16 protein-coding genes are annotated in these 21,623 nt (G+C 64.2%); 7 read left to right on the top strand and 9 right to left on the bottom strand.

Annotated elements, in window-relative coordinates:
* The first annotated feature begins 111 nt into the window (after positions 1–111).
* Positions 112–1,761 (top strand): methyl-accepting chemotaxis protein, encoded by a 1,650-nt coding sequence (locus P3T42_RS30505; protein ID WP_429308144.1) that lies wholly within the window; start codon positions 112–114, stop codon positions 1,759–1,761.
* Between the two features lie 191 nt (positions 1,762–1,952).
* Here P3T42_RS30505 and P3T42_RS30500 read toward each other — a convergent pair whose 3' ends face one another.
* Entirely contained in the window at positions 1,953–2,492 is a 540-nt protein-coding gene (locus tag P3T42_RS30500; protein WP_074293961.1) for a methylated-DNA--[protein]-cysteine S-methyltransferase, read from the bottom strand.
* Positions 2,489–3,931, bottom strand: coding sequence for a DNA-3-methyladenine glycosylase 2 family protein (locus tag P3T42_RS30495; protein ID WP_429308143.1), 1,443 nt, complete (start codon positions 3,929–3,931; stop codon positions 2,489–2,491). Before P3T42_RS30495 ends, P3T42_RS30500 begins: the two co-directional genes overlap by 4 nt.
* A gap of 456 nt (positions 3,932–4,387) precedes the next feature.
* Here P3T42_RS30495 and P3T42_RS30490 point away from each other — a divergent pair, with 456 nt between their 5' ends.
* From P3T42_RS30490 to P3T42_RS30475, 4 genes are all read left to right on the top strand, one after another.
* The gene (locus P3T42_RS30490; RefSeq protein ID WP_074293959.1) at positions 4,388–4,639 is read left to right on the top strand and encodes a hypothetical protein; all 252 of its coding nucleotides are present in this window, start codon (positions 4,388–4,390) and stop codon (positions 4,637–4,639) included.
* A 286-nt stretch (positions 4,640–4,925) separates the two neighbouring features.
* A complete protein-coding gene (locus P3T42_RS30485; RefSeq protein ID WP_074293958.1) occupies positions 4,926–5,912 on the top strand; it encodes a DedA family protein/thiosulfate sulfurtransferase GlpE in 987 nt (328 codons plus the stop codon).
* Between the two features lie 129 nt (positions 5,913–6,041).
* Positions 6,042–7,763: an FAD-dependent oxidoreductase gene (locus tag P3T42_RS30480; protein WP_429308142.1), complete on the top strand. Its 1,722-nt coding sequence runs from the start codon at positions 6,042–6,044 to the stop codon at positions 7,761–7,763.
* Between the two features lie 120 nt (positions 7,764–7,883).
* Complete coding sequence (locus P3T42_RS30475; RefSeq protein ID WP_074293956.1) at positions 7,884–9,107, top strand: winged helix-turn-helix domain-containing protein; 1,224 nt, start codon at positions 7,884–7,886, stop codon at positions 9,105–9,107.
* A 15-nt stretch (positions 9,108–9,122) separates the two neighbouring features.
* Here the strand turns inward: P3T42_RS30475 and P3T42_RS30470 are convergent, their stop codons facing one another.
* The 3 genes from P3T42_RS30470 to P3T42_RS30460 all read right to left on the bottom strand — a co-directional run bounded on the left by P3T42_RS30470 (position 9,123) and on the right by P3T42_RS30460 (position 12,750).
* Positions 9,123–9,380, bottom strand: a complete 258-nt coding sequence (locus tag P3T42_RS30470; RefSeq protein ID WP_074293955.1) for a hypothetical protein — start codon at positions 9,378–9,380, stop codon at positions 9,123–9,125.
* Positions 9,381–9,485: 105 nt separating this feature from the next.
* The gene (locus P3T42_RS30465; RefSeq protein ID WP_429308141.1) at positions 9,486–11,678 is read right to left on the bottom strand and encodes a hypothetical protein; all 2,193 of its coding nucleotides are present in this window, start codon (positions 11,676–11,678) and stop codon (positions 9,486–9,488) included.
* A 202-nt stretch (positions 11,679–11,880) separates the two neighbouring features.
* On the bottom strand, positions 11,881–12,750 hold the full coding sequence (locus tag P3T42_RS30460; protein WP_429308194.1) for a LysR family transcriptional regulator: 870 nt from the start codon (positions 12,748–12,750) through the stop codon (positions 11,881–11,883).
* A gap of 109 nt (positions 12,751–12,859) precedes the next feature.
* Between P3T42_RS30460 and P3T42_RS30455 the strand changes: the two genes are divergently transcribed.
* Positions 12,860–14,290, top strand: a complete 1,431-nt coding sequence (locus tag P3T42_RS30455) for a DHA2 family efflux MFS transporter permease subunit (protein ID WP_429308140.1) — start codon at positions 12,860–12,862, stop codon at positions 14,288–14,290.
* A gap of 148 nt (positions 14,291–14,438) precedes the next feature.
* On the opposite strand, the gene P3T42_RS30450 is transcribed toward P3T42_RS30455, so the two are convergent.
* The gene (locus P3T42_RS30450; RefSeq protein WP_074296981.1) at positions 14,439–15,335 is read right to left on the bottom strand and encodes a DMT family transporter; all 897 of its coding nucleotides are present in this window, start codon (positions 15,333–15,335) and stop codon (positions 14,439–14,441) included.
* A gap of 163 nt (positions 15,336–15,498) precedes the next feature.
* Between P3T42_RS30450 and P3T42_RS30445 the strand changes: the two genes are divergently transcribed.
* A complete protein-coding gene (locus P3T42_RS30445; protein ID WP_429308139.1) occupies positions 15,499–16,422 on the top strand; it encodes a helix-turn-helix domain-containing protein in 924 nt (307 codons plus the stop codon).
* 6 nt (positions 16,423–16,428) lie between these two features.
* Here the strand turns inward: P3T42_RS30445 and P3T42_RS30440 are convergent, their stop codons facing one another.
* From P3T42_RS30440 to P3T42_RS30430, 3 genes are read right to left on the bottom strand one after another with little or no spacing between them, the layout of a single operon-like run.
* Entirely contained in the window at positions 16,429–19,473 is a 3,045-nt protein-coding gene (locus P3T42_RS30440; protein WP_429308138.1) for an FAD-binding and (Fe-S)-binding domain-containing protein, read from the bottom strand.
* 21 nt (positions 19,474–19,494) lie between these two features.
* A complete protein-coding gene (locus tag P3T42_RS30435; protein WP_429308137.1) occupies positions 19,495–20,259 on the bottom strand; it encodes a 2-keto-4-pentenoate hydratase in 765 nt (254 codons plus the stop codon).
* Positions 20,260–20,309: 50 nt separating this feature from the next.
* Positions 20,310–21,596 carry an MFS transporter gene (locus tag P3T42_RS30430; RefSeq protein WP_429308136.1) on the bottom strand — a complete coding sequence of 429 codons (1,287 nt, stop codon included), beginning with the start codon at positions 21,594–21,596 and terminating at the stop codon, positions 20,310–20,312.
* Between the last annotated feature and the right edge of the window lie 27 nt (positions 21,597–21,623).

Raw genomic sequence — 21,623 nt, 5'->3', positions numbered from 1 at the left:
AAACCTGAGCGGAATACCAGGATAACCCTCAAGCTCACGCGGTTATTGCCGTTAAGCCTTGCAGCGACGAAAGGGCTGCGCCGTGTGCGCGCCCACCCTGCAAGGAAAGCCATGCGCAACAATCAGCCTGTTACACAGCAAGAGTTTGAATTCCCCTCCTCACAGATGCTCGTCTCCGCGACCGACCTGACCGGCCGCATCGAGTACTGCAATCCGGCGTTCATTGCGGTTTCCGGTTATACGAAAGACGAACTGATCGGCCAGCCGCACAATCTGATTCGCCATCCGGACATGCCCCGCGAAGCCTTCGCCGACATGTGGGCAACCATTCGCGACGGCCGTCCCTGGACCGCGCTGGTCAAGAACCGGCGCAAGAACGGCGACTATTACTGGGTACGCGCGAGCGTCACGCCGGTGGTCGAGAAAGGCGCTGTGGTGGGCTATCTGAGCGTGCGTGTGAAGCCGGCCCGCGAGGCCGTGCGCGCAGCCGAAGCGCTCTACGCGAAGATCCGCGAGGGCAACTCGCGCTCGCACAAGCTGCATCGCGGCACGGTCGTACGGACCGGCCTGGCGGGGCGGCTGCAGGCGATGATGCGGCTACCGGTCGCAAGCCGCGCGGCCTTCGGCTATGCGCTGGCGCCGCTCGCGTTGCTGCTGACGGGTGTCGCCGCGTGGGGCGGACATCCGCCGCTGCCGTTCTGGATCGCCTTCGGCGTCACTTCGCTGATCAGCGTCGGCTCGTGGCAATTGCTTGCCCGTCATCTGGCCGAGCCCGTGCGGGAGATGTCGGGATTCGCGACGCGTCTGGCCGCCGGCGATCTCACCGCCGACCTGGTGATCGCGCGTCACGACGACCTGGGCGAAGTCCTGCAGGCACTGAACCAGTTGAAAGCGAATCTCGCCGCGATCGTCTACGACGTGCGCACGCAGATCAGCGGCATGCTCGACGCCGCCCGCGAAATTTCGAGCGGCAATGTCGATCTGGCGCGCCGCACCGAATTGCAGGCGGCTTCACTCGAAGAAACCGCGGCGACCATGGAGCAACTGACCACCACCGTGCAGGCCAACGCCGACGCCAGCGTGCGCGCGCTCGATCTGGCCAGAGACGCGCAAGCCGCAGCGGCGGTGGGCGGCAAGATCGCGGGCCAGGTGGAGCAGACCATGGCGGGCATCACCGCCGCTTCGAAGCGCATTGCGGACATCACCGGTGTGATCGACGGCATCGCGTTTCAGACCAACATCCTCGCCTTGAATGCGGCCGTCGAAGCGGCGCGCGCCGGCGAAGCGGGTCGCTCGTTCGCCGTCGTCGCCGGCGAGGTGCGCATGCTCGCGCAACGTTGCGCGGCGTCGTCGAAAGAGATCAAGTCGGTCGTGGAGGCGAGCGCCACCGAAGTCGCGCAAGGTACCGAACTGGTGGCGCGCACCAGCTCGCAAATGCGCGCGATCGATGAGGCTGTCAGCCGCGTCTCGTCGATCATCGTCGAAGTGGCGAATGCGAGCAGCGAACAGGCGGAGGGTATCCGTCAGGTGAATCAGGCCGTCTCGCATCTGGATGGCGCCACGCAGCAGAATGCCGCGCTCGTCGAGCAAGCCGCCTCGACGGCGCAACGTCTCGCGGAACAGGCCGACGTGCTGGACGAAGCCGTGCGCCTGTTCACGGTGGCGGACGTCGCGCCGGTTGCCCACGCAGCGCCTTCGAGGCCCTTGCAACGCAACGCGAAGGCGCGCCAGGCCGAGTCGAAGGAAGCCGCTTTAGTCTGATAGATCGGCGTTACTCCCACCTCGACAAAGGCGCGCGTGCGGCTCAGGATAAGCCCGTCAGTGCCCTGGTTGTGCGGGGCTGGCTGACCCGAGTAATAACGGCGTTTTGGCAGCCCGTCCCATTGCGGACGGGCTATTTTTTATCTGCGCTTTTATCTATGTTGCGTCTGCGTTCGCGCGCCGGATGTGGGCTATCGCACGCCCTCGGTATCGAGCAATTCCAGTTGCCGTGGTTGCGCGGCCGCGGGCCGTTCGAGCGTCAGCAACGCGGCCTTGCGCTCTAGTCCACCGGCGTATCCGGTGAGTTCGCCCGCGCTCGATATCACCCGGTGGCACGGCACGATGATCGACACCGGGTTGCGCCCGTTCGCCGCCCCCACCGCACGCGCACTGCCCGCGGCGAGACCGAGGCGCAGGGCGAGCTGCCCGTAGCTTGCGATCTCCCCAAACGGGATCTTCACGAGTTCGCTCCAGACGCGCCGCTGAAACGTCGAACCCGCCATCTGCAGCCGGACAGTGAAACGCTGCCGCTCGCCGGCGAAATATTCGGCGAGTTGCTCCGCACTTTCCGCCAGTACGCGTGACGGCGCAGCGACCGCCATGTTGGCCGCGTTCGGAGCATCCAGCGGGAAGTACTTCTGGCCGACGAAGTACACGCCGGTGAGCGCGTCGTCTTCCGCGCGCAGCAACATCGTACCGAGCGGACTGGGAATCGACAGGTAGTGTTTCATGCCGCGTGTGCCTTTTCTTCGTGAACGAGCGCGAGGTGCTGCGCCGCGTACGCGCGCCACGGCGCCCATTGCGCGGCGCTGTCGGTCGACGCGGCGCTTGCCGCACGTGCGGCACTCAACGGATCGCCCGCCGGAAATGCATTCGGCCAGCCGATCGCCCGCATCGCGATGTATTGGACCGACCACTCGTCGAAGCCCACCTCAGTGCGCAAATGCGCAAGCGTCTCCTCGAGCGGGGTCAAAGGTTCGAGAAACACCCGCCGCTGGACGACGTCATCAGCGAGTTTCAGCAACAGGTGGACACCCCGTGCCGATAGTCCGGTTGCCCGCAGCGTCTCAGCGGGCACTTGCGCCAGCACGTCCGCCGTGACGAACGCCGCACGCAAGCCCTCCGGCGCCTGTGTCACGCGCGCACCGAACGTCTCGGCGATCCGGCGCAGCCATGCGCATGCGTCGGCGCGCGGCCATTGACGCATGGCGATGGCGCGCACGGCGATTTCGAAGCCGTCGAACGCGCCGGGCACCCGAATGCCCGGCAGCGATGCGGCCAGTTCGCCGAGTCGGGCGTCGATCAGATCAGGACGGCAATCGAGATCGAAGAAGTGCCGCACCTGCGACAGCAGACGCGGCAACACCGCGGTCAGCGAAGCCGTCACCGTGAGCCGCAGCGCGTGCCGCGACGGCACGTCCTCTGCCTGCAGCCAACCGGTGACGTGCCGGCCGTCCTGCCGGATATCGACGGCACGCGCATAGCTGCGCTCCGTTACCTGTTCGACACCTTCGATCGCGTGGTCGGTGAGGTGATAGAGGAGCGCATCCCATGCAAACGGCGGCCGATAGCCCAGTTCGAACGTGAAGGTGTCGGTACTCACCGCCTCGCGCCGACGCTGGCGCAAACGCGCCGGACTAAAACCGTAGCGACTGCGGAACAGGTCGTTGAAACGACGCACGCTGCCGAAGCCCGCGGTCAAGGCAATCTCCGCGGCCTGCAACGTGGTGTCGGTCAGGAGACGCTTCGCTAGCAACAAGCGTTGCGTCTGCGCGTAATCGATCGGCGACACACCGAACTCCGCTTCGAATATGCGCCGCAGATGTCGCGCACTCACGCCGATTCGCGCGGCCAGCGCGGTGAGGTTGCTGTCGTTGAGAAAGCCGCCGTCGATGAGCGCAGCGGCCGCCTGTGCGAGCGGCGCCGAGACATCGAGCAAGCCGTGACCGGGCGCCAGTTCCGGACGGCACCGCAAGCACGGTCGAAATCCCGCATGCTCAGCCAACGCAGCGTTCGCGTAAAAACGGCAATTCGCGAACTTCGGCGGCCGGACCGGGCACACTGGACGGCAATAAATACCTGTCGACGTCACCGCCACGAAGAACCAGCCGTCAAAGCGCCGGTCGCGCGAGAGTACCGCCTGATAGCAGGTTTCACGATCGAGAGTCATGCTGGCAATGTAGCGCATCCCCGGGTGCGTCACTGGCCAGATTCGGACATGAGTATGGCGACGCCGGTCAACGGCGGAACGGGTCGCACCGTTTACAGCAAAAGGGCGGCGGCTGGTGCCGTAAGCGTGCCCGACGCGTGCCCTAAGCGCGTGCAGCGGCCCCGGATTAAACGCCCGCTGCGCACATTCGCGGCGCAACCGCCTAACCCGGCCGCGCGTCAGGGCCGTGACAATCGGGCGGAATGGTTGCACCGCAGCGGGGCACGAAAAATGCATCTTGCGACGCAATGAGTCGCGTTAAACTGGTTGCCACGACGCAGCCGCAGGCCGGATAACATTGCGTGGCGCGGCTCTCCGAGGTGCGTGGGATGTCACGGTATCGGCCATGCGCGAAACACGGCGCGCCAAGCTGCCCGTACAATGGGTTTGATCAACAACGGAACGAGGACAACTTCGATGCGCACTACCGGGTCTTCCGGGTCAATGGCCCTGCTCACCGAATACGACGACGCAACGGCGCGCGAACTTCGCTCGCTGCGCCTCGAATCGACAGAAGACGGCAAGGGTATTCTTCTGATCGAAGTCGACGAACGCAAGCCGGGCATCCACCGCGAAGTGCGTTATGAAATCACCCCGGCGGAACTGATTGCGGCCATTCGCGCGCACGGTGCCGAACTGCCGGGCGAACAGCACAATCACCGTAGTTGACAGGGGTGGCGGCATTGGCGCACGCGAATGCCGCACACCTGCCGCCGAACCGCAAGCGCGCCCCTCGTCTGCAACCCCCGTCCGCCAGCCGCATTTGCCCACCTTGACCGGCTGGCCGGAACGTCGCTCCACGCGCGGCTTTCCGCCCGCTGCGGCTGACCCAGCAAGGCTTCTCCGGCTTTACCCGCACACCACATTACCGGACGCTTGCACGTCACGGAAATGCGTCCATAATCGATAAGTTCCCTCTTCGCTTCCCACCGGAAACGGCCGCGGAAGTAAGCCGATGCTACATGACCTCGTCGAGCAGTACGGGCCTGCACTCGTCTTTGCCAATGTGCTCGCCGCATCGCTCGGGCTGCCCGTGCCCGCGATGCCGTGTCTCGTCCTGTTCGGCGCGATGGCGGCCATGCATCCGGCCACCGTCGGCACACAACTCGCGTCGGTGCTCATCCTCGCCATCTTCGCGACGTTGATCGGCGACAGCGTGTGGTACCTCGCGGGCCGCATCTACGGCGGCAACACGCTGAAGACACTCTGCAAGCTGTCGCTCTCGCGCGACACCTGCGTGAAGAAGACCGAGCGCTTCTTCGGCCGCTGGGGCGTGCGCGTGCTCGCCGTGGCGAAGTTCGTGCCGGGCCTGTCGATCGTCTCCATTCCGATGGCCGGCGCGATGGGCACGGCCTACCGCACCTTCCTGACCTATGACAGCATCGGCGCCGCCCTGTGGTCGGGTACCGGTCTCGTCATCGGCGCGCTGTTCGCGCAGCAGATCGACATGCTGATGGCCGGCGCAGGCCGCCTTGGCCGCATGGCGGGCGTGGCGATCCTCGCGTTGCTGCTACTCTATGCCACTTACCGCTGGATCCGCCGGCGCCAGCTCATTAACAAGCTCGCCACTGCGCGGATGGAAGTCGATGAGCTCTACGCGCTGATCGCCGAGGGCAAGCCGCCGGTGTTGTTCGACATCCGTTCGCGCGAGAAGCGCAAGCTCGATCCGTTCGTGATTCCGGGCACGCAGTTCGCCGACGAGCGCCAACTCAATGAAATCGTCGCGAAGTACTCGCCCGAGCAGAAACTCGTCATCTACTGTTCGTGCCCGAATGAAATTTCGGCGGCCTGGATGGCCAAGCAACTCAACGAAGCCGGTTTCAGCGACGTGCTGCCGCTGCGCGGCGGTCTCGACGCATGGCGCGACGCCGGGCGGCAACTCGAGCCGCTGGACGAAGAGCCGGTCTCCGAAGTGCATCCGGGCGTAGCGCCGGCGGTGTAAAAACGCCGCTTGGCCTCGCACGGTTTGCCGATCGCCTGTGGCCGGTTGCCCGTTTGCCTGGCGTCTGCCCTCGTCGCCGAACCCTATGCTGGACCATAAGCTGGACCATAAAACAGAAGGAGCGGTTTGATGGTTGAGATTCAAGAAGCCGAAGTGCAACAACAACAAGCTGTGGTTGCCGACGCGCCGTTCTCTTCGCTGGCGACACGGGAACATCAGATGTTCCCCGAACTGACCTGGGAAGAAATCAACCGGCTGCGCAAATTCGGCGAAGTGCAACACTGGGAACCCGGTCAATTGCTGTTCGAAACCGGTCATATCGGGCCGGGCATGTTCGTGACGCTGGCAGGACGCGTCAAGGTTTTCCAACGCGATGGACTGGGACGCGAGCGCCTCATTTCCGAGCGTGGTCCCAAGCAGTTCCTAGCCGAAGTCGGTCAACTGTCCGGGCGTGTCTGTCTCGTCAGCGGGATGGCGCTTGAACCCGTCGAGGCGCTGCTGATTCCCCCCATCCGGCTACGCGCGTTGATCGTGGCGGAAGCGGAACTGGGCGAGCGCATCATGCGTGCGCTGATCCTGCGGCGCGTCTCGCTGATCGAAAAGGGCGCGGGCGGCCCGATCCTGGTAGGCAAGAGCAACGACGCACGGCTCGTCTCGCTGCAAGGCTTTTTGTCGCGCAACGGTCACCCGCATTCGGTGATCGACGAACGCAACGACGACGCGCTCAGCCTGATCGAACAGTTCGGCGCGCAGCCTGAAGATCTGCCGCTCGTGATCTGTCCGGACGGTTCCGTGCTGCGTCATCCGAGCGATCCGCAACTCGCGACCTGCCTCGGCATGCTGCCCGAACTCGATGCGTCGTTGATCTACGACGTCGCCATCGTCGGCGCCGGCCCGGCGGGACTCGCGACCGCGGTTTACGCGGCCTCGGAAGGCCTCTCGGTGATCGTGCTCGACAGCCGCGCGCCAGGCGGCCAGGCGGGCGCCAGTTCGCGCATCGAGAACTATCTGGGCTTTCCCACCGGCATCAGCGGTCAGGCGCTGGCCGGGCGCGCGTTTGTGCAGGCGCAGAAGTTCGGCGCACACGTGGCCATTCCGGTCAGGGTCAAAGCCCTGCATTGCGAGGAGTCGCCGCATCGCCTCGAACTCAAGTGCGGCGGCAGCGTGAAAGCGCGCACCATCGTGATTGCGAGCGGCGCCGTGTACCGGCGGCCCGCCATCGAGGGTCTCGAGCGTTTCGATGGACGCGGCGTCTACTACTGGGCCTCGCCTGTCGAAGCCAAGCTCTGCAAGCGCGAAGAGATCGTGCTGGTGGGCGGTGGCAATTCCGCCGGTCAGGCCATCGTCTATCTCGCCACGCACGCGGCGAAAGTGCATGTGCTGATCCGGCGCAGCGGCTTCGAAGCGACCATGTCGCGCTATCTGATCGACCGGATCCGCTCGTTGCCGAATGTGTTCGTGCATCCGCATACGGAAATCGGGCGGCTCGATGCGGATGAGGTCGGTCTCGCGTCGGTGGTGTTGAAGGCGCCGTTGGCGGACGGCACGGACCGTTTCGACACGCGTCATCTGTTTCTCTTCACCGGCGCGGATCCGAACACCGAGTGGCTGCAAACCTGCGGTGTGCAACTCGACCCGAAAGGCTTCGTGCTGACCGGCGAAAAAGGCCTGAACTCCACCTGCGACCTCGGCACCACGGTTGATGGCGTGTTCGCGATCGGCGATGCACGCGCGGGCTCGACGAAGCGCGTGGCAGCGGCAGTGGGCGAAGGGGCTGCCGTGGTCTCGCAGATCCATCAGATGCTGGCCATCGCCGCGGGAGAGCCGGAGGCCGTGGCACTGGGCGCATGACGCCTGGCGCATTCGCGCTAAAGTAGCGGTTGTCCGGCCGGGCGGAGCCTCTTCGGGGTCCGCCCAGGCGCCAGTTCGTCAGCGCCGCTGCGCCGCTCCCTCCACTCAGCGATCGACCGCGTGAAGACTCTCCCGTTATCCGCTGCCCGCACCCTCCATCTGGCCGCGCAAGGTTTGTTGACCCCGCCGCGCCGCAAAGCCACCAAAGCCGACGTCCTCGACGCAATTCGCCGCATGGCGCAGTTGCAGATCGACACGATTCACGTCGTCGCACGCAGCCCTTACCTCGTGCTGTTCAGCCGCCTCGGCGCCTACACGCCGCAGTGGCTCGACGAGCATCTCGCCGAAGGCCAGCTCTTCGAATACTGGTCGCACGAGGCCTGCTTCGTGCCGATCGAAGACTACGGCCTGCTGCGTCACCGCATGCTCGACCCCAGCGGTATGGGCTGGAAATACGCGGCGGAGTGGCACAAGAAATACCGCAAGGAAATCGCGCGCCTGCTCGAACAGATTCGCGCAAACGGACCGGTCCGCTCGGCGGATTTTGTCCGTGAGGCGGGCAAGAGTAACGGCTGGTGGGACTGGAAGCCTGAGAAGCGCCACCTCGAAGTGCTGTTCGCCATCGGTCAATTGATGGTGGCCGAGCGGCGCAATTTTCATCGTGTCTACGATCTGACCGAACGGGTGCTGCCGGGCTGGAACGATCAGCGCGATCTGCAGCCGGCAGAGGCGGTCGCGCAGGAAGTGCTGCGGCGCAGTTGCCGCGCTTTGGGCGTCGCGCGCGCCGATTGGGTCGCCGATTACTACCGCCTGCCGCGCCGGCCCTATGTCGATGCGCTGCACGCACTGGCCGACGAAGGCGAGTTGATCCCGGTTCGCGTCGATGGCTGGAAGCAGGACACCTACGTGCATCATGAGTTTGCACCGCTGATCGACGATGCCATCAACGGCAAACTGACCTCGACCGTGACGACCTTGCTGTCGCCGTTCGACCCGGTTGTGTGGGACCGCAAGCGCGCCGCCGCGCTGTTCGACTTCGACTATGCAATCGAGTGCTATACGCCGGCGGCCAAACGCAAGTACGGCTATTTCGTGCTGCCGATCCTGAGCCGCGGCAAGCTGGTAGGCCGCGCCGATGCGAAGGCGCACCGGACGAGCGGCATCTTCGAACTGAAGGCGGTTCATCTGGAACCGGGAGTGCGCGTCAGCGGCCGTCTCGCCGCGGACCTTCAGCGCGCGTTCCAGCGCTGTGCGGACTGGCATGGCACGCCGAACGTGCAGATCACGTCGGCGCCGGAGGCTCTGCTGGAAGCGCTAGCCGCGCAAGAAAGCGCGGAAGCGTGAATCTCCAGATCAATTTCAGTGTTCGAGCTTGATCCGTAATTCGCGGGCGGTTTCCAGCAAGCCTTCATAGCCGGAACGGGCGTGCTCGGGCAGATCCGGATCGCCCACCAGCGTGCCGAGCGTTTCGATCAGGCTATACAACAGCCCTTTGGCCGCGCCCGATGCAATGCCGCCCGAACTCACCAACTGGTCGACGTGGCTGATGGCTGCGTCAAGGTGTTCGAGATCGGGCCTTTCGCCCGTTTCCTGCTTTTGCGAAACATCACGCGTCATGATGGACCATCTCTCCATGTGTGGCAGGGGTGAATGAATCTCTAATGTTGTTATATACCGATCGCGATCGGTCGTCCATTCGTCCATTCGCCGCACACGAAGCCGTTAAGACGCAGGCGTCCACCGGTACAGCAGGATCTTGGCGCGGGCATCGTCCTCCACCAGCACGTCGTACTCGCCGTTGTCGCGCTCCACTGCGTTGATGCCGAGTTCCACGTCGACCCAACCGCTCGTGTTACCCACACTCGCGCCGGGCGTCATATAGCCGACTGCCTGACCCGAGCGCGCATCGTACACATCGATTTTCTGCGTGAACAACTCGGCCACGAAAATGTAATTGCCCGCCACCGCGACACCCACCGTGGTCACCTGCGGATCGCTTTGCGTATTCCACGGCAGTGCAACGGTGTAGACCAACGACGGGTTGCCGCTGCTCCAGTTGTCATAGCGCGCGAGCAATGGGCCGGCTTCTTTCCAGAGCGTCGAATTCCATGGGTTCGCACTCGTGAAGCCCGTCACGTACATCGTATCGGTCTGCGCTACGTAGACAACCCGTCCGAGTCGGGTGAACTGCGACGGCATTGCGAACGTCTTCGCGCCGGTGTACTGATAGATCGGATTGCCGAACGAATCGAGCCCCTGCAAAGGCATCTCGCGGATACCGCTCACGGGCGTCGCGAGCCAGACGTTGCTGGCGCTGTCCACCCACCAGAAGCCATCGCCGACGGTGCTGCCCGTGGACGGGTTGCTGGTGATCTCGTTCGCATCGACCACGCCGTCGCCATTGCTGTCGCGCCACATCCACTCGCCGGAGGTCGGCTGTCCGGCCGGCCAGGTGCCCGGAATCGGATTCTCGGCCAGCAGGCCAGAGGGAATCGCGACTTCGCCATGGGCCGTGTCGAACCGATACACGCTCAGATAGTGCGAGTACGGGTCAAGCGTGTACAGATACGGCTGGCCGTTGATCCGCCGCATCATCGGCTCGCCGCGCACGTTGCGAGTGAGATAGAAGGAGGGGTCGTCGGGGTAAGCGAAACGGTTCAGCGTAAAGCCGGCATACGACCACTCTTTGCCGGTGGGTTGGCTGTAATCGAGCGTGAAGCGTTTCGAGCCGCTATACACGCTAGTGGGATTGGCCGGGTCGAAGTCGCCGCTGTCGACAAAGGTCAGCCCGTACAAACGCCAGTTCAGTTGCTGCGACGCGAATCCATAACTCTCGAGCACCGCGCCCTCGCCAACCGTCGCCGAGCCGAGGGGCCGCGGCCCCTCGTTGTTCTGCCCCACATACAGATTGCCGCTCTGATCGAAACCGATGCCGGTGATGCCGTTAAAGCGCCAGTTCCCAGGCGTGCCTTCGACCGTATGGAAGAGGCCGTTGCGCGTGCCGAGCGCAGTGTCGAGTTGCGTCTGGCCGCCGGTGAGCTTGTCGAACACGAGAATCTGCTGCGAGGGGCCATTGTCCGCCACGAGAATCTGTCCTGACGGTGCGATCGCAAGGGCGGTGGGGATCGTGCCCGCCGGCAGCGGCAAGGTGCCCGCCAGCAGAGTGCCGGTGTTCGAGTAGTGCACGACACTCGCGCCGCTCGCCGAATCGAAACCGCTGATGACCCACAACGTCGTGTCGGTATCGATCGCGATGCGGCCCGGAGCCGTCACGCTCCATGAGCGCAACTGCCGCATGGTTTGTGCGTCGAGCACGACAATCCGGTTGCCATAGGTATCGGCCACGTACACTTCGCTGTCGGTGGCGGCGAGTCCGCGAATGCCCGCGTCGACGCCGGCGGTTACCGCCTCGACGCGCAGGAAACTGTCTTTGGTTGCGTTAGCGCTGTTGCCGATGCCGGATGCAAACGGCGCACCGGTGGCGATGTTCGACAACAGGCGCCGCGTGAGACCGAACCACGTCTGGTTTTGCGGCGGATAGTCCGCGCCGACCAGCGCGTTGCTCTCATTGCCGATGGACATCGCCGCGTACAGATACGTGCTGTTGGTGGCCACTGCATCGCCACCGGCCGCGCCCCAACCGTGCGTATTGCCGGCTACGGCAAGTTTATTGCCGTTCTGATAGGACGCGATTTCGCTGCCGCTTTCATCCCATGGCGAATTGGTATAAACAGTGCCATTCGGCGCAACATTGATGGATTGAATATCCTGCTGCATCCAATTGCCGTCACCAAATCCAAAGCTATTGCCAATCCAGGAGGTAGTGTAGGTCAGTTGCGATTGAGCAAGCGCGGCACAGGGCACAATGCTCTGTAAAGCGAGCAGTGCTGCGCCAAAGCGGGAGGAGAGTTTCACGATCGTTTCCTTGCGAGGGGCGATTTATCCTCGCATACTTTTCGTGGAAATTAATCGATAAAAAATCTCTTTTATAAATTATCAAAAATCATAATGCAATTCGCATTGCAAAATTTGAAATGGGGGCCTCTTTTGCCGATATATATTTTCAAATATTACGCATTGGGCAAAGTTTTCCGCGCGACGGCGCAACCATGCCGCGCTAGACCGCAGTCGCGAATGCTTCCACTACGGCCGTGACCAGCACCTGCATGCGCGCGGTTTTATACAGATCGGCGTGGGCCACCAGCCATACGTCGAAATGGTTGTAGCGATGCGGCATGACGCGCACCAGTTCGGGTTCGTCCTCGGCGCGAAAACAGGGCAACTCCGCAATGCCCATTCCCGCGATGGTCGCCTCGAACAGCATCGCCGTCGACGAGGTCTGAAACACCGCCCGGCCGCGCGAAGTCGGCTCGCCGCACAACGCGCTCCACATGGAGGGCACAACCGGTTGCTGATACATCACCAGGTCGTGGCCCTCGAACGCCTCGCCTTCACGCGGCTCGCCACGCGCCGCGACATAGTCACGCGACGCATATAAGCGCGATTCCAGTTGCGCGAGCTTTCGCGCGATCAGGTCCGGCGAATCGGGACGTAGCGTGCGAATGGCGAGATCCGCCTCGCGCCGCGTCAGGTTGGCGATCTGCGCCGAAGTCACGCAGACGATCTCGATGCCCGGATGCGCGCGGCGCACCTTGGCGATGGCCGGCACCACGAAACGCTTGCCGAGCGAGTCCGTCGTCGCGACGCGAATCGTTCCGGCCAACTGATCGTCGAGGCCGGCGATGCGCCGTTCGATCAGCAGGGCCGCCTGCTCCATCGACTCAGCGGGCCCAAGCAAAGCCTCGCCCGCCGGCGTCAGGACGAACAGCGCCGGCGTGCGCAAAAACAGCGTCGCCGCCAGTGTCTCTTCGAGCGCCGCGATGCGGCGGCCGACCGTGGCCTGGTCGACGTTCAGTTGCACCGCCGCGCCGCGCAACGTGCCCGTGCGGGCGACGGCGAGAAAGAAGCGGGCGTTGTCCCAGTTCATCATCGAAGGCGTCCTCCTTACTGCAATTCTGCATCATACCGATGCGTATTCATGGCTTTGTTGCAGCGCCCGCGCCGTCTAGACTTCGGCGATGACCCCGGAGCCGCACATGACCGAATGCGCTGTCGAGACACTTGCCCCCGCCACCCTGGTGGCGTCGAAACCCACCACCCGCCCGCGCCTGACGCTGGCGCTGGTGGCGAGCGGCATGTTCATGGCGGTGCTCGACACGACTATCGTCAATGTCGCGCTGCCCGCGATGCATGCCACGCTCGGAGCATCGGTGGGCGGCCTCGCCTGGATCGTCGATGCGTACACGCTCAGTTTCGCCGCCCTGATTCTGGCAGGCGGCGTCGCCTCCGATCGCTTCGGCGCGAAGGCGGTGTACCTGTGCGGACTGGCGTTGTTCGTGGCGGCGTCGGCAGCCTGTGGGCTCGCGCCGAATGTCGGCGCGCTGGTCGTGGCGCGCTTCGTCCAGGGCACAGGTGCGGCGTTGTTCCTGCCGGCCTCGCTGGCGATTGTCCGCAGCACCTTCGACGACCCTGTCGAACGGGCGCGGGCCATTGCGGTATGGGCCACGATTGCGTCCGTGGCGGCGTCGGTCGGGCCGGTGCTTGGCGGCATCCTCGTGCAAGGGTATGGCTGGCGCAGCGCCTTTCTGATCAACGTGCCGACGGGGATTGTCGGTTTCGGCGGAGCGTGGCTGGTGGTGCGTCACAGCGTGCGCAGCGGTGCGCGCCGCTTCGACTGGGCCGGTCAACTGGCAAGCATCGTCGCGCTGGGCTCGCTGTGCTATGCGGCAATCGAACTGCCGTCGCGCGGCATCGCGGCGCGTGAGGTGTGGGGCGCCGCGCTAATCGCCGTGCTGGCGACGCTGACGCTGATTGCGGTCGAGCGGCGCACGCACGATCCAATGGTGCCGCCGCAGTGGTTTCGCAACCGCCTGTTCGTCGCGATGAATCTGGCAGGGACCTCGGTGTACGTCGGCTATTTCGGCTTGCTGTTCGTGCTGAGCCTTTACCTGCACGGCGAGATGGGCATGAATGCACGTCAGACCGGTCTTACGCTGCTGCCGATCGCGGCTAGCCTGTCTCTGGGTAATTTGCTGTCGGGCAAGTTGCATGGCCGCTTCAACGCAACGCAACTGATGGCGAGCGGGCTTGGCTTTGCCGCCGTCGCTGTTCCGCTGATGGCCGCGAGCCTGGAGATGCGCGCGCCGTGGATGCTGACGTATGCGGCGATGATCGTGTTCGGCTGCGGCACCGCGCTCTCGGTAGCGCCGATGATCTCGACGGTGCTGGAACAGGTACCCGGCGAGCTGGCTGGGGTGGCCGCGGGTCTGCTGAACGCCTTGCGTCAGGCGGGCAGTCTGTTCGGCGTGGCGATTGCCGGCGCCGCGACGATTCTCGCACCGCGGGTGTCGATCGCGCTGTGGTGGGTCGGCGGTGTGGGCTTTGTGATGTACGCAGCCGCTGCGCTGATGTCGGCGTTTGCGCCGAGATGGCGCGAGGGTGAGGGCCACGGTGTGCACGCTCGCTAGGCTCAGCGAATTCAGTGTTCCCGTAAGTACTCACCTTCTGCGGTTCTACGGGAAACACTGCACCGGATCAGTTCCCGGAAAGCCTCACCTCAAAGACTTGCCGGTGTGCAACGCGCCTGGCAGACCCTCACCGCCGAGCTGCGCTGAATCAGGCCGTCGCGCGCCGCGCGAAGAACCGCCGCGTCAGATCGAACGCCACCAGATTGCCGGCCACCACCAGCACCAGGCCGACGGCGGCCAGTGCGGTCCAGTGATAGCCCTCGTAGACGGTCGATACCGCCAGCGCCACGATCGGAAACAGCACGGTACAGTAGGCGGCGCGCTCCGGGCCCATCCGCCCGACCAGCATCAGATAGGCCGTAAAGCCGACCACCGAACCGAACACGGCCAGATAAGCCAGCGCGCCGAGATAGCGCGCATCGGGCTCGACAGCAAACGACAAGCCCGCCAACGCGCTGCCCACCGTCAGGATGCTGGCGCCGATCAGCATGGCCCAGCTATTGGTGACGAGCGGGTGCAGGCCCATCGACTGCATCCGGCTCGACAGCAGGCTGCCGGTGGAAAAGCACAGCGTGCCGAGAAACGCGATCGCGAGGCCGAGCCAGGCGGTGCGGTCGCCGAGATGTCCGGCCATCTGCGGCACGAACAGGCACAGGATGCCGATCAGCCCGAGCATCGCCCCCACGATAACCGTGGGTTGCAGCGGACGGCCCATGAACAGCCGGCCGTTGATCGAGTTCAGGAGCGGCGCGATCGAGAAGATCACCGCGACCAGACCGCTCGGCACGATCTGCTCGGCGTAGTAGAAGCACAGGAAATTGCAGCAGAACAGCGCCAGCCCCTGTGCCACCAGATACCGCCATGCGGCGCGCGGCGGCCAGATGGGCCGGCGCAGGATGCGCAGCACTGCGAACAGGATGAGCGCGGCGAGCGCAAAGCGCCAGGCGATCGACACCGGCGGCGGCACCACGCCGAGCTGCCACTTGATGGCAATCCAGGTCGTGCCCCAGATCAGGACGGTTATCGCGTAGAGAAGCAGGTTCATGGCAAGGCTGGCGGAAAAGAGGTTCGGGGATTCGATCACCCGACTGTGCGCCCGCGAACCGCCCGTCACTTGTCCAGGATTGCGCACATGTTGGCCGCGGCGAGCGGGGACGGCCACGCCCGCTCTATACTGCAAGCTATGCTATCCGCCACTCTCTCGCGCCGTGAACACCCACCTGCCTAGCGCCGCCACTGACCCCACCGAGACGCCATTTGGCCTCCAGTCGGTGTGTCACACGCTGCGCGACGCCAATGCGACGCTGCAGCGCTTCGCGTGGCTCGGCGACCATCTGGCAGTGGCCGAATGGACCCGCGTGACCAAAGAGGACGAAACCGTCTACGACAACCCCGGCCATCACACGCTGTCGTGCTACCTCGACGGCGGCTACCGCACCGAGCGCCAGAAAATGCCGGGACTGTACGGCGCGCCGGCACGGCTTTGCGCGCTGCCCGGCGACCACGAATCGCGCTGGTGGGTGCGCGGCCAGATGCACTTCATGCACCTGTACTTTTTGCCGGAACATTTCACGCAGCGCGCCGTGCGCGAGCTTGACCGGGAACCGCGCGAAGTGACGCTGGCTGACCGCACCTATTTCGAAGACGCCCGCATTGCCACGCTGTGCCAGTCCTTGACCCACGAAAGCTGGGACGACGCCGATGGTCTGTTGCGAACCAACGAAACGGCCCACGAAGTCCTGAGCCTGCTGCTGCGCTCGCAAGGCGTGAGCCGCATGGGTGCGGAACTGAAGGGCGGGCTCTCGGTGGCGACACGCCGGCGGCTGCGCGATTACATCGACGAGCATTTGACCCAGCCGCTCACGCTCGGCAATCTGGCCGAGGTGGCGTGTCTGTCGGAGTACCACCTGGCCCGCATGTTCCGCACCTCGTTCGGCTTGCCGCCGGCTGCGTGGATCGCGCAGCAGCGCATCGAGCGGGCACGGGTGCTGTTGCGCACCACCACGCTGCCGATCGCCCAGGTGGCGGCGCGCTGCGGTTACGCCAATGCGAGCCACTTCAGCCACCGCTTCCGCGAAGCGGTGGGTGTGGCGCCGGTGTTATACCGGCAAGCGGTGAGCGCAGCGGCGTAGGTCTGGTTACTTCAAGGCCATCGCCAGCACACGCGCCACATGCACCGCGTCGACGCCTGCACCATCGTGAATCTGATGCCGGCAACTGGTGCCGTCGGCCACCATCACCGTATCGGCGCCGATCTTGCGCACGGCAGGCAGCAACGACAACTCCGCCATCGCCTGCGAGGTTTCGTAATGCTCGGCCTCGTAGCCGAAACTACCCGCCATCCCACAGCAGGATGATTCGACCGTCGACACCGTCAGCTCCGGAATCCATTTCAGCACGGTTTGCACCGGCGTGAAGGCGTCGAAGGCTTTCTGATGGCAATGGCCGTGCACCAGGGCGTTCGGTGTAGGCAACGGTTTGAGTTCCAGCGCCAGACGCCCGGCCTTCTGCTCGCGCACCAGAAACTCTTCGAACAGGAATGCCGACTTCGACAGCCGTTGTGCCTCTTCGCCGAAACCATAGTGGAGAAACTCGTCGCGTAGCGACAGCAGACACGACGGTTCGAGTCCGACAATCGGCACACCGCGTTCGACAAACGGCCGGAACGTGTCGAGCATGCGCCGCGCTTCCTGTTTCGCTTCGTCCACCAGACCCGCCGCGAGGAAAGTACGGCCGCAGCACACCGGCCGCTCTCCCTCGCGTGTGTTGAAGTGCACGGTATAACCGGCGGCCTCCAGCACTCGCTGCGCCGCTCGCGCATTGTCCGGCTCCATGTTGTTGTTGAACGTATCGACGAACAACAACACCTCTTTGACGACGCCGTCTGCATCTGAACGTGTCTTTGCCGCGGTGGCTCTTCCGCTGGCTACAGCACTTGCGAGGAACGATTTGCTGAAGCGCGGCAACGTGCGTTGCGGCGCAAAACCCACCGTCCGCTTGAACCACGTGGAGAGTACCGGCACGTTGTCGGCCAAAGCCATCAGGCCCGGCACCTTGCTGGCGAACGGCGCATAGCGCGGCATGAACGCCACCAGCCGGTCGCGCATGCTCAGACCGTGCCGCTTGACGCGCGCCGCCCGTGCTTCGATCTTGAACTTCGCCATATCGACACCGGTCGGGCAATCGCGCTTGCAGCCTTTGCACGACACGCACAGATCCAGCGTGTCTTTCACGTCGTCGCTCGCCAGCCCTGCCTCGCCGAGCTGCCCAGAAATAGCCAGCCGCAGCGTATTGGCGCGGCCGCGTGTGACGTGCTGCTCGTCCTTCGTCACGCGGTAGCTCGGGCACATCGTGCCCGCATCGAACTTGCGGCAATGGCCGTTGTTGTTGCACATCTCCACGGCCTTGGCGAGGCCGCCGGACAGATCGTTACCTGTCCCCGGCAAGCTCTCCTCGCCGGTGAGCGGATCGCGTTCGACATTCCATGCGGACCAGTCGAGCGCCGTCTCCACCGCGCGCTCCCGATAGCCCGGTGCGAAGCGGAAATTGCGCGTGTCGTCCATCTTCGGCGGCCGCACGATCTTGTCCGGATTGAAGCGGTTGTCCGGATCGAAGAGCGTCTTGATCTCGCTGAACGCCTGGTTCAGGCGCGGGCCGTATTGCCACGCCACCCATTCGCCGCGGCACAGTCCGTCGCCGTGCTCACCCGAATAGGCGCCTTTGTATTCCTGCACGAGCACTGCCGCTTCTTCCGCGATCGCGCGCATCTTGAGCGCGCCGTCGCGACGCATGTCCAGAATCGGCCGCACGTGCAGCGTGCCGACGCTCGCGTGCGCGTACCAGGTGCCTTCCGTGCCGTGACGGTGGAACACCTCGGTCAGCTTGCTGGTGTACTCGGCGAGGTGCTCGAGCGGCACCGCGCAATCTTCGATGAAGGACACCGGCTTGCCGTCGCCCTTCATGCTCATCATGATGTTCAGACCCGCCTTGCGGACCTCCCACAGCGCTTTCTGCTCGTTTGCGTCCGGCATCTGCACGACCGAATCGGGCAGGCCGAGGTCGGCCATCAGCTCGGTCAGTTGCTTGAGACCGGCGAGTTGCGCGTCACGGCTTTCGCCGGCGAATTCCACCAGCAGGATCGCTTCGGGACGGCCGACGAGCGCTTTCTCGATGACCGGGCGGAACGCCGGATTGCCGATCGCCAGATCGATCATCGTGCGGTCCACCAGTTCAACCGCCACGGGCTTCAACTTGACGATGTGCTGCGTCAGGTCCATCGCCTGCCAGAAGGTCGGGAAGTTGACCACGCCGAGCGTCTTGTGCGCGGGCAACGGCGCGAGCTTCAGCGTCAACTGCCGGCTGAACGCCAGCGTGCCCTCCGAGCCAACCAGCAGATGCGCGAGGTTGGCGATGCCATCGTCGGTGTAGGCGCGTGGATTCTGGCAATCGAACACGTCGAGGTTGTAGCCGGCCACGCGCCTCAGCACCTTGGGCACACGCGCGACAATCTCGTCGCGTTCGCGCAGCGCGATGCGCTTCACGCCTTCGACGATCTCCTGCAGACGCGCCCCTTGCGGCGCCTCGCGCAGCGATGCGAAGCGCGCCTCGCTGCCGTCGGCGAGGATCGCTTCGATGGCCTCGACGTTGTGCACCATGTTGCCGTACTCGATCGAGCGCGAGCCGCACGAGTTATTGCCGGTCATCCCGCCAATCGTGCATTGCGCCGCCGTCGATACATCCACCGGAAACCACAGCCCATGGGGCTTGAGCCAGGCATTCAGATGATCGAGCACGACGCCCGGTTCGACCGTCACGGTGCGCGCCTCGGCATCGAACGCGACGATATTGTTCAGCCACTTGCTGGTGTCGATCACCAGCGCTTCGCCCACCGTCTGTCCGCACTGGCTCGTGCCGGCGCCGCGCGCGAGCAACGGCACCTTCTCGCTGCGCGCGACTTCGAGCGCGATGCGCAGATCGTCCTGATCGTGCGGCACGACAACGCCGATCGGCGTGATCTGGTAGATCGACGCATCCGTGGCGTAACGGCCGCGGCTGGCTGCGTCGAACAGCACGTCGCCGCGCAAGGCTTCGCGCAGACGCCTCGCGAGCGGCGTCGTCAACCGCGCGCTGGACGGAACCAGGTGAATGGGTTTGACGAGTAAGGGGGAAGCGGCATTCGTCATATCGTCGGCCCGAAGAAATCTCTAGAAGAGCGTCACACTGACGGGCGCGAGCCCTTCAATGCGGCCGCTCGCCGTGCCTGCGCTCTGCGGGAAAAACATGCCCGTGTAGGAACCGGCCGTGATCACCATGTCCGGCGTAACAGCCATACCGCGATGCACTGCACAGTGATTCACGAGCCACGGGAGCAGGCGGCGTGGATCGCCGGCAGGGTTCGCCGCGGCGGCGAGCACCACATCGCGCCCTTCGAAACTGAAGCGCAGCGACGGCGCGACAAATGGAAAGTCGTCACGATAAGGCGCGAATTCGCCAACGATGAGCGCACCGTTGTTTTGCAGATCGGCGAGTTGCGCGAGCTTGTCGATGTTCGGCCATGCGGCGTAGCGGCTCGCGACAATTTCAATCGTTGTGCCAAACGATCCGATACCCGCGAACACTTCGTCTTCGCTGTACGGTTCGCTTGCCGGTTCGAAGCGGCGGCCGAAGCGAAACGCAATCTCCAGTTCGAGCGCGAGCGGCGCAAACGCCTCACGCGAGAGTTTCGCGCCGTCGTCATACACATCGCCGGCCGGCAGCGGCGCACCTTGAATCGGGCCGGTCTCGGATTTCGCGCCGATTTTCCAGCCGCCGATCCGCGCGCCCGACGCACGCAGAATCTCGTGCTGAATCGCGTAGGCGGCGTCTGCGTCAACTGGGATCAGTTCCGGCGGCACGCTGTCGAGCGTCAGGTGATGTGCGCGCGCATCGGCGAGACGCTGGCTCAAGGGGGAAATGTCGGTAGAGGTCATCGTTACGTCGTTACGGGTCAGAGATTAAAAACCGGGCGTGCTGCGCGCGCTCAGACTTTGAAGCCAGTTGCCGGCTGCGCGCCCGGTGTCGCGTTCACTTCGAATTTGCTTTCCGGCTGCATGCGGAAGGCGAGCACCACGCCGATGCCCATCAGCAGCATGCTGCCGACGAACGGCAATTCCCAACTGCCGAAGCGGTCGATCAGAAAGCCGCCGGCTACCGGCGAGATGATGGCGGCCAGCGCCGAACCGGTGTTCATCATGCCGCTGGCGGTGCCGGAGTATTCCGGTGCGATGTCCATCGGAATCGCCCACATCGGACCAATCGTCATTTCCGCAAAGAAGAAACCGGCGGACAGGCATGCCATAGAGATATAGAGGTTGTGCGCGAACATCAGCGGCACCAGCACGGCGAGCGTCAACAGCATGCAGATCGACACCATCCAACTACGCGCACGTTTCAGGCTGCCGGTGCGGGTGAAGATCCTGTCTGTCACGATACCGCCGAGCGTATCGCCGAGTACGCCCGCGAAAAACACCGTCGAGGCGAAGATGGCCGACTTCTGCAGGTCGAGGTGATAGCTATGCAGAAAGTACTGCGGAATCCAGCTGAGAAAGAGCCACAGCGTCCAACCGTAGCAGAAGTAGACAATCGTGACCGGCGCCATGCGGCGAAACAGGGCTTTCCACGGTACGTTGGCGGCCTTCGGCTTGGGCTGCGGCAGGACCTCGAGTTCATCAGCCGTGATGCGCGGATGGTCTTTCGGATGCTCCGTGAACGTGATTGCCCAGACGATCACCCACACGAGACTGAATATCCCGCAGATGTAGAACGATTCGCGCCAGCCCCAGGTGGCCATCACGAGGACGATCGCACCCGGCGCCACCGCATTGCCGATGCGCGAGGCCGCGTGTGTGATGCCTTGCGCAAAGCCGCGCTTTTCTTTGGCGACCCAGCGCGCCATCGCGGCTGTTGCGGCCGGAAACGTTGCCCCTTCGCCGAAACCCAGCAACAAGCGTGCGGCGAGCAGCGAAGTAAGGCCGCCGGCGAGGCCGGTCAGGATGGTGGCCAGCGCCCACACTGCGCCGCAGCAGATCAACGTGCGCCGCGCGCCGAACCGGTCGCTCACCCAGCCGCCGATGATCTGAAACACGAGGTACGGATACGCGAAGGCCGAGAAGACGAGGCCAATCTGAGTATGAGAAAGTTGGAACTCCTTACCGAAGCCGGCTGCTGCGGTACTGACGTTGACGCGGTCAAGGTAGGTAATGAAGTACATGATGCATAGCATCAATAAAACGATACTGCTCGCACTGGTCACACGAAACCGCTTCATCGTACGTCTCCGTTGCTGGTGTCGACC

Source organism: Paraburkholderia sp. GAS38 (assembly GCF_050434965.1).
GTDB lineage: Bacteria > Pseudomonadota > Gammaproteobacteria > Burkholderiales > Burkholderiaceae > Paraburkholderia > Paraburkholderia phenazinium_A.
Note: the sequence above shows the minus strand (reverse complement) of the source record. Positions and strands in the feature narration are given on the sequence as shown.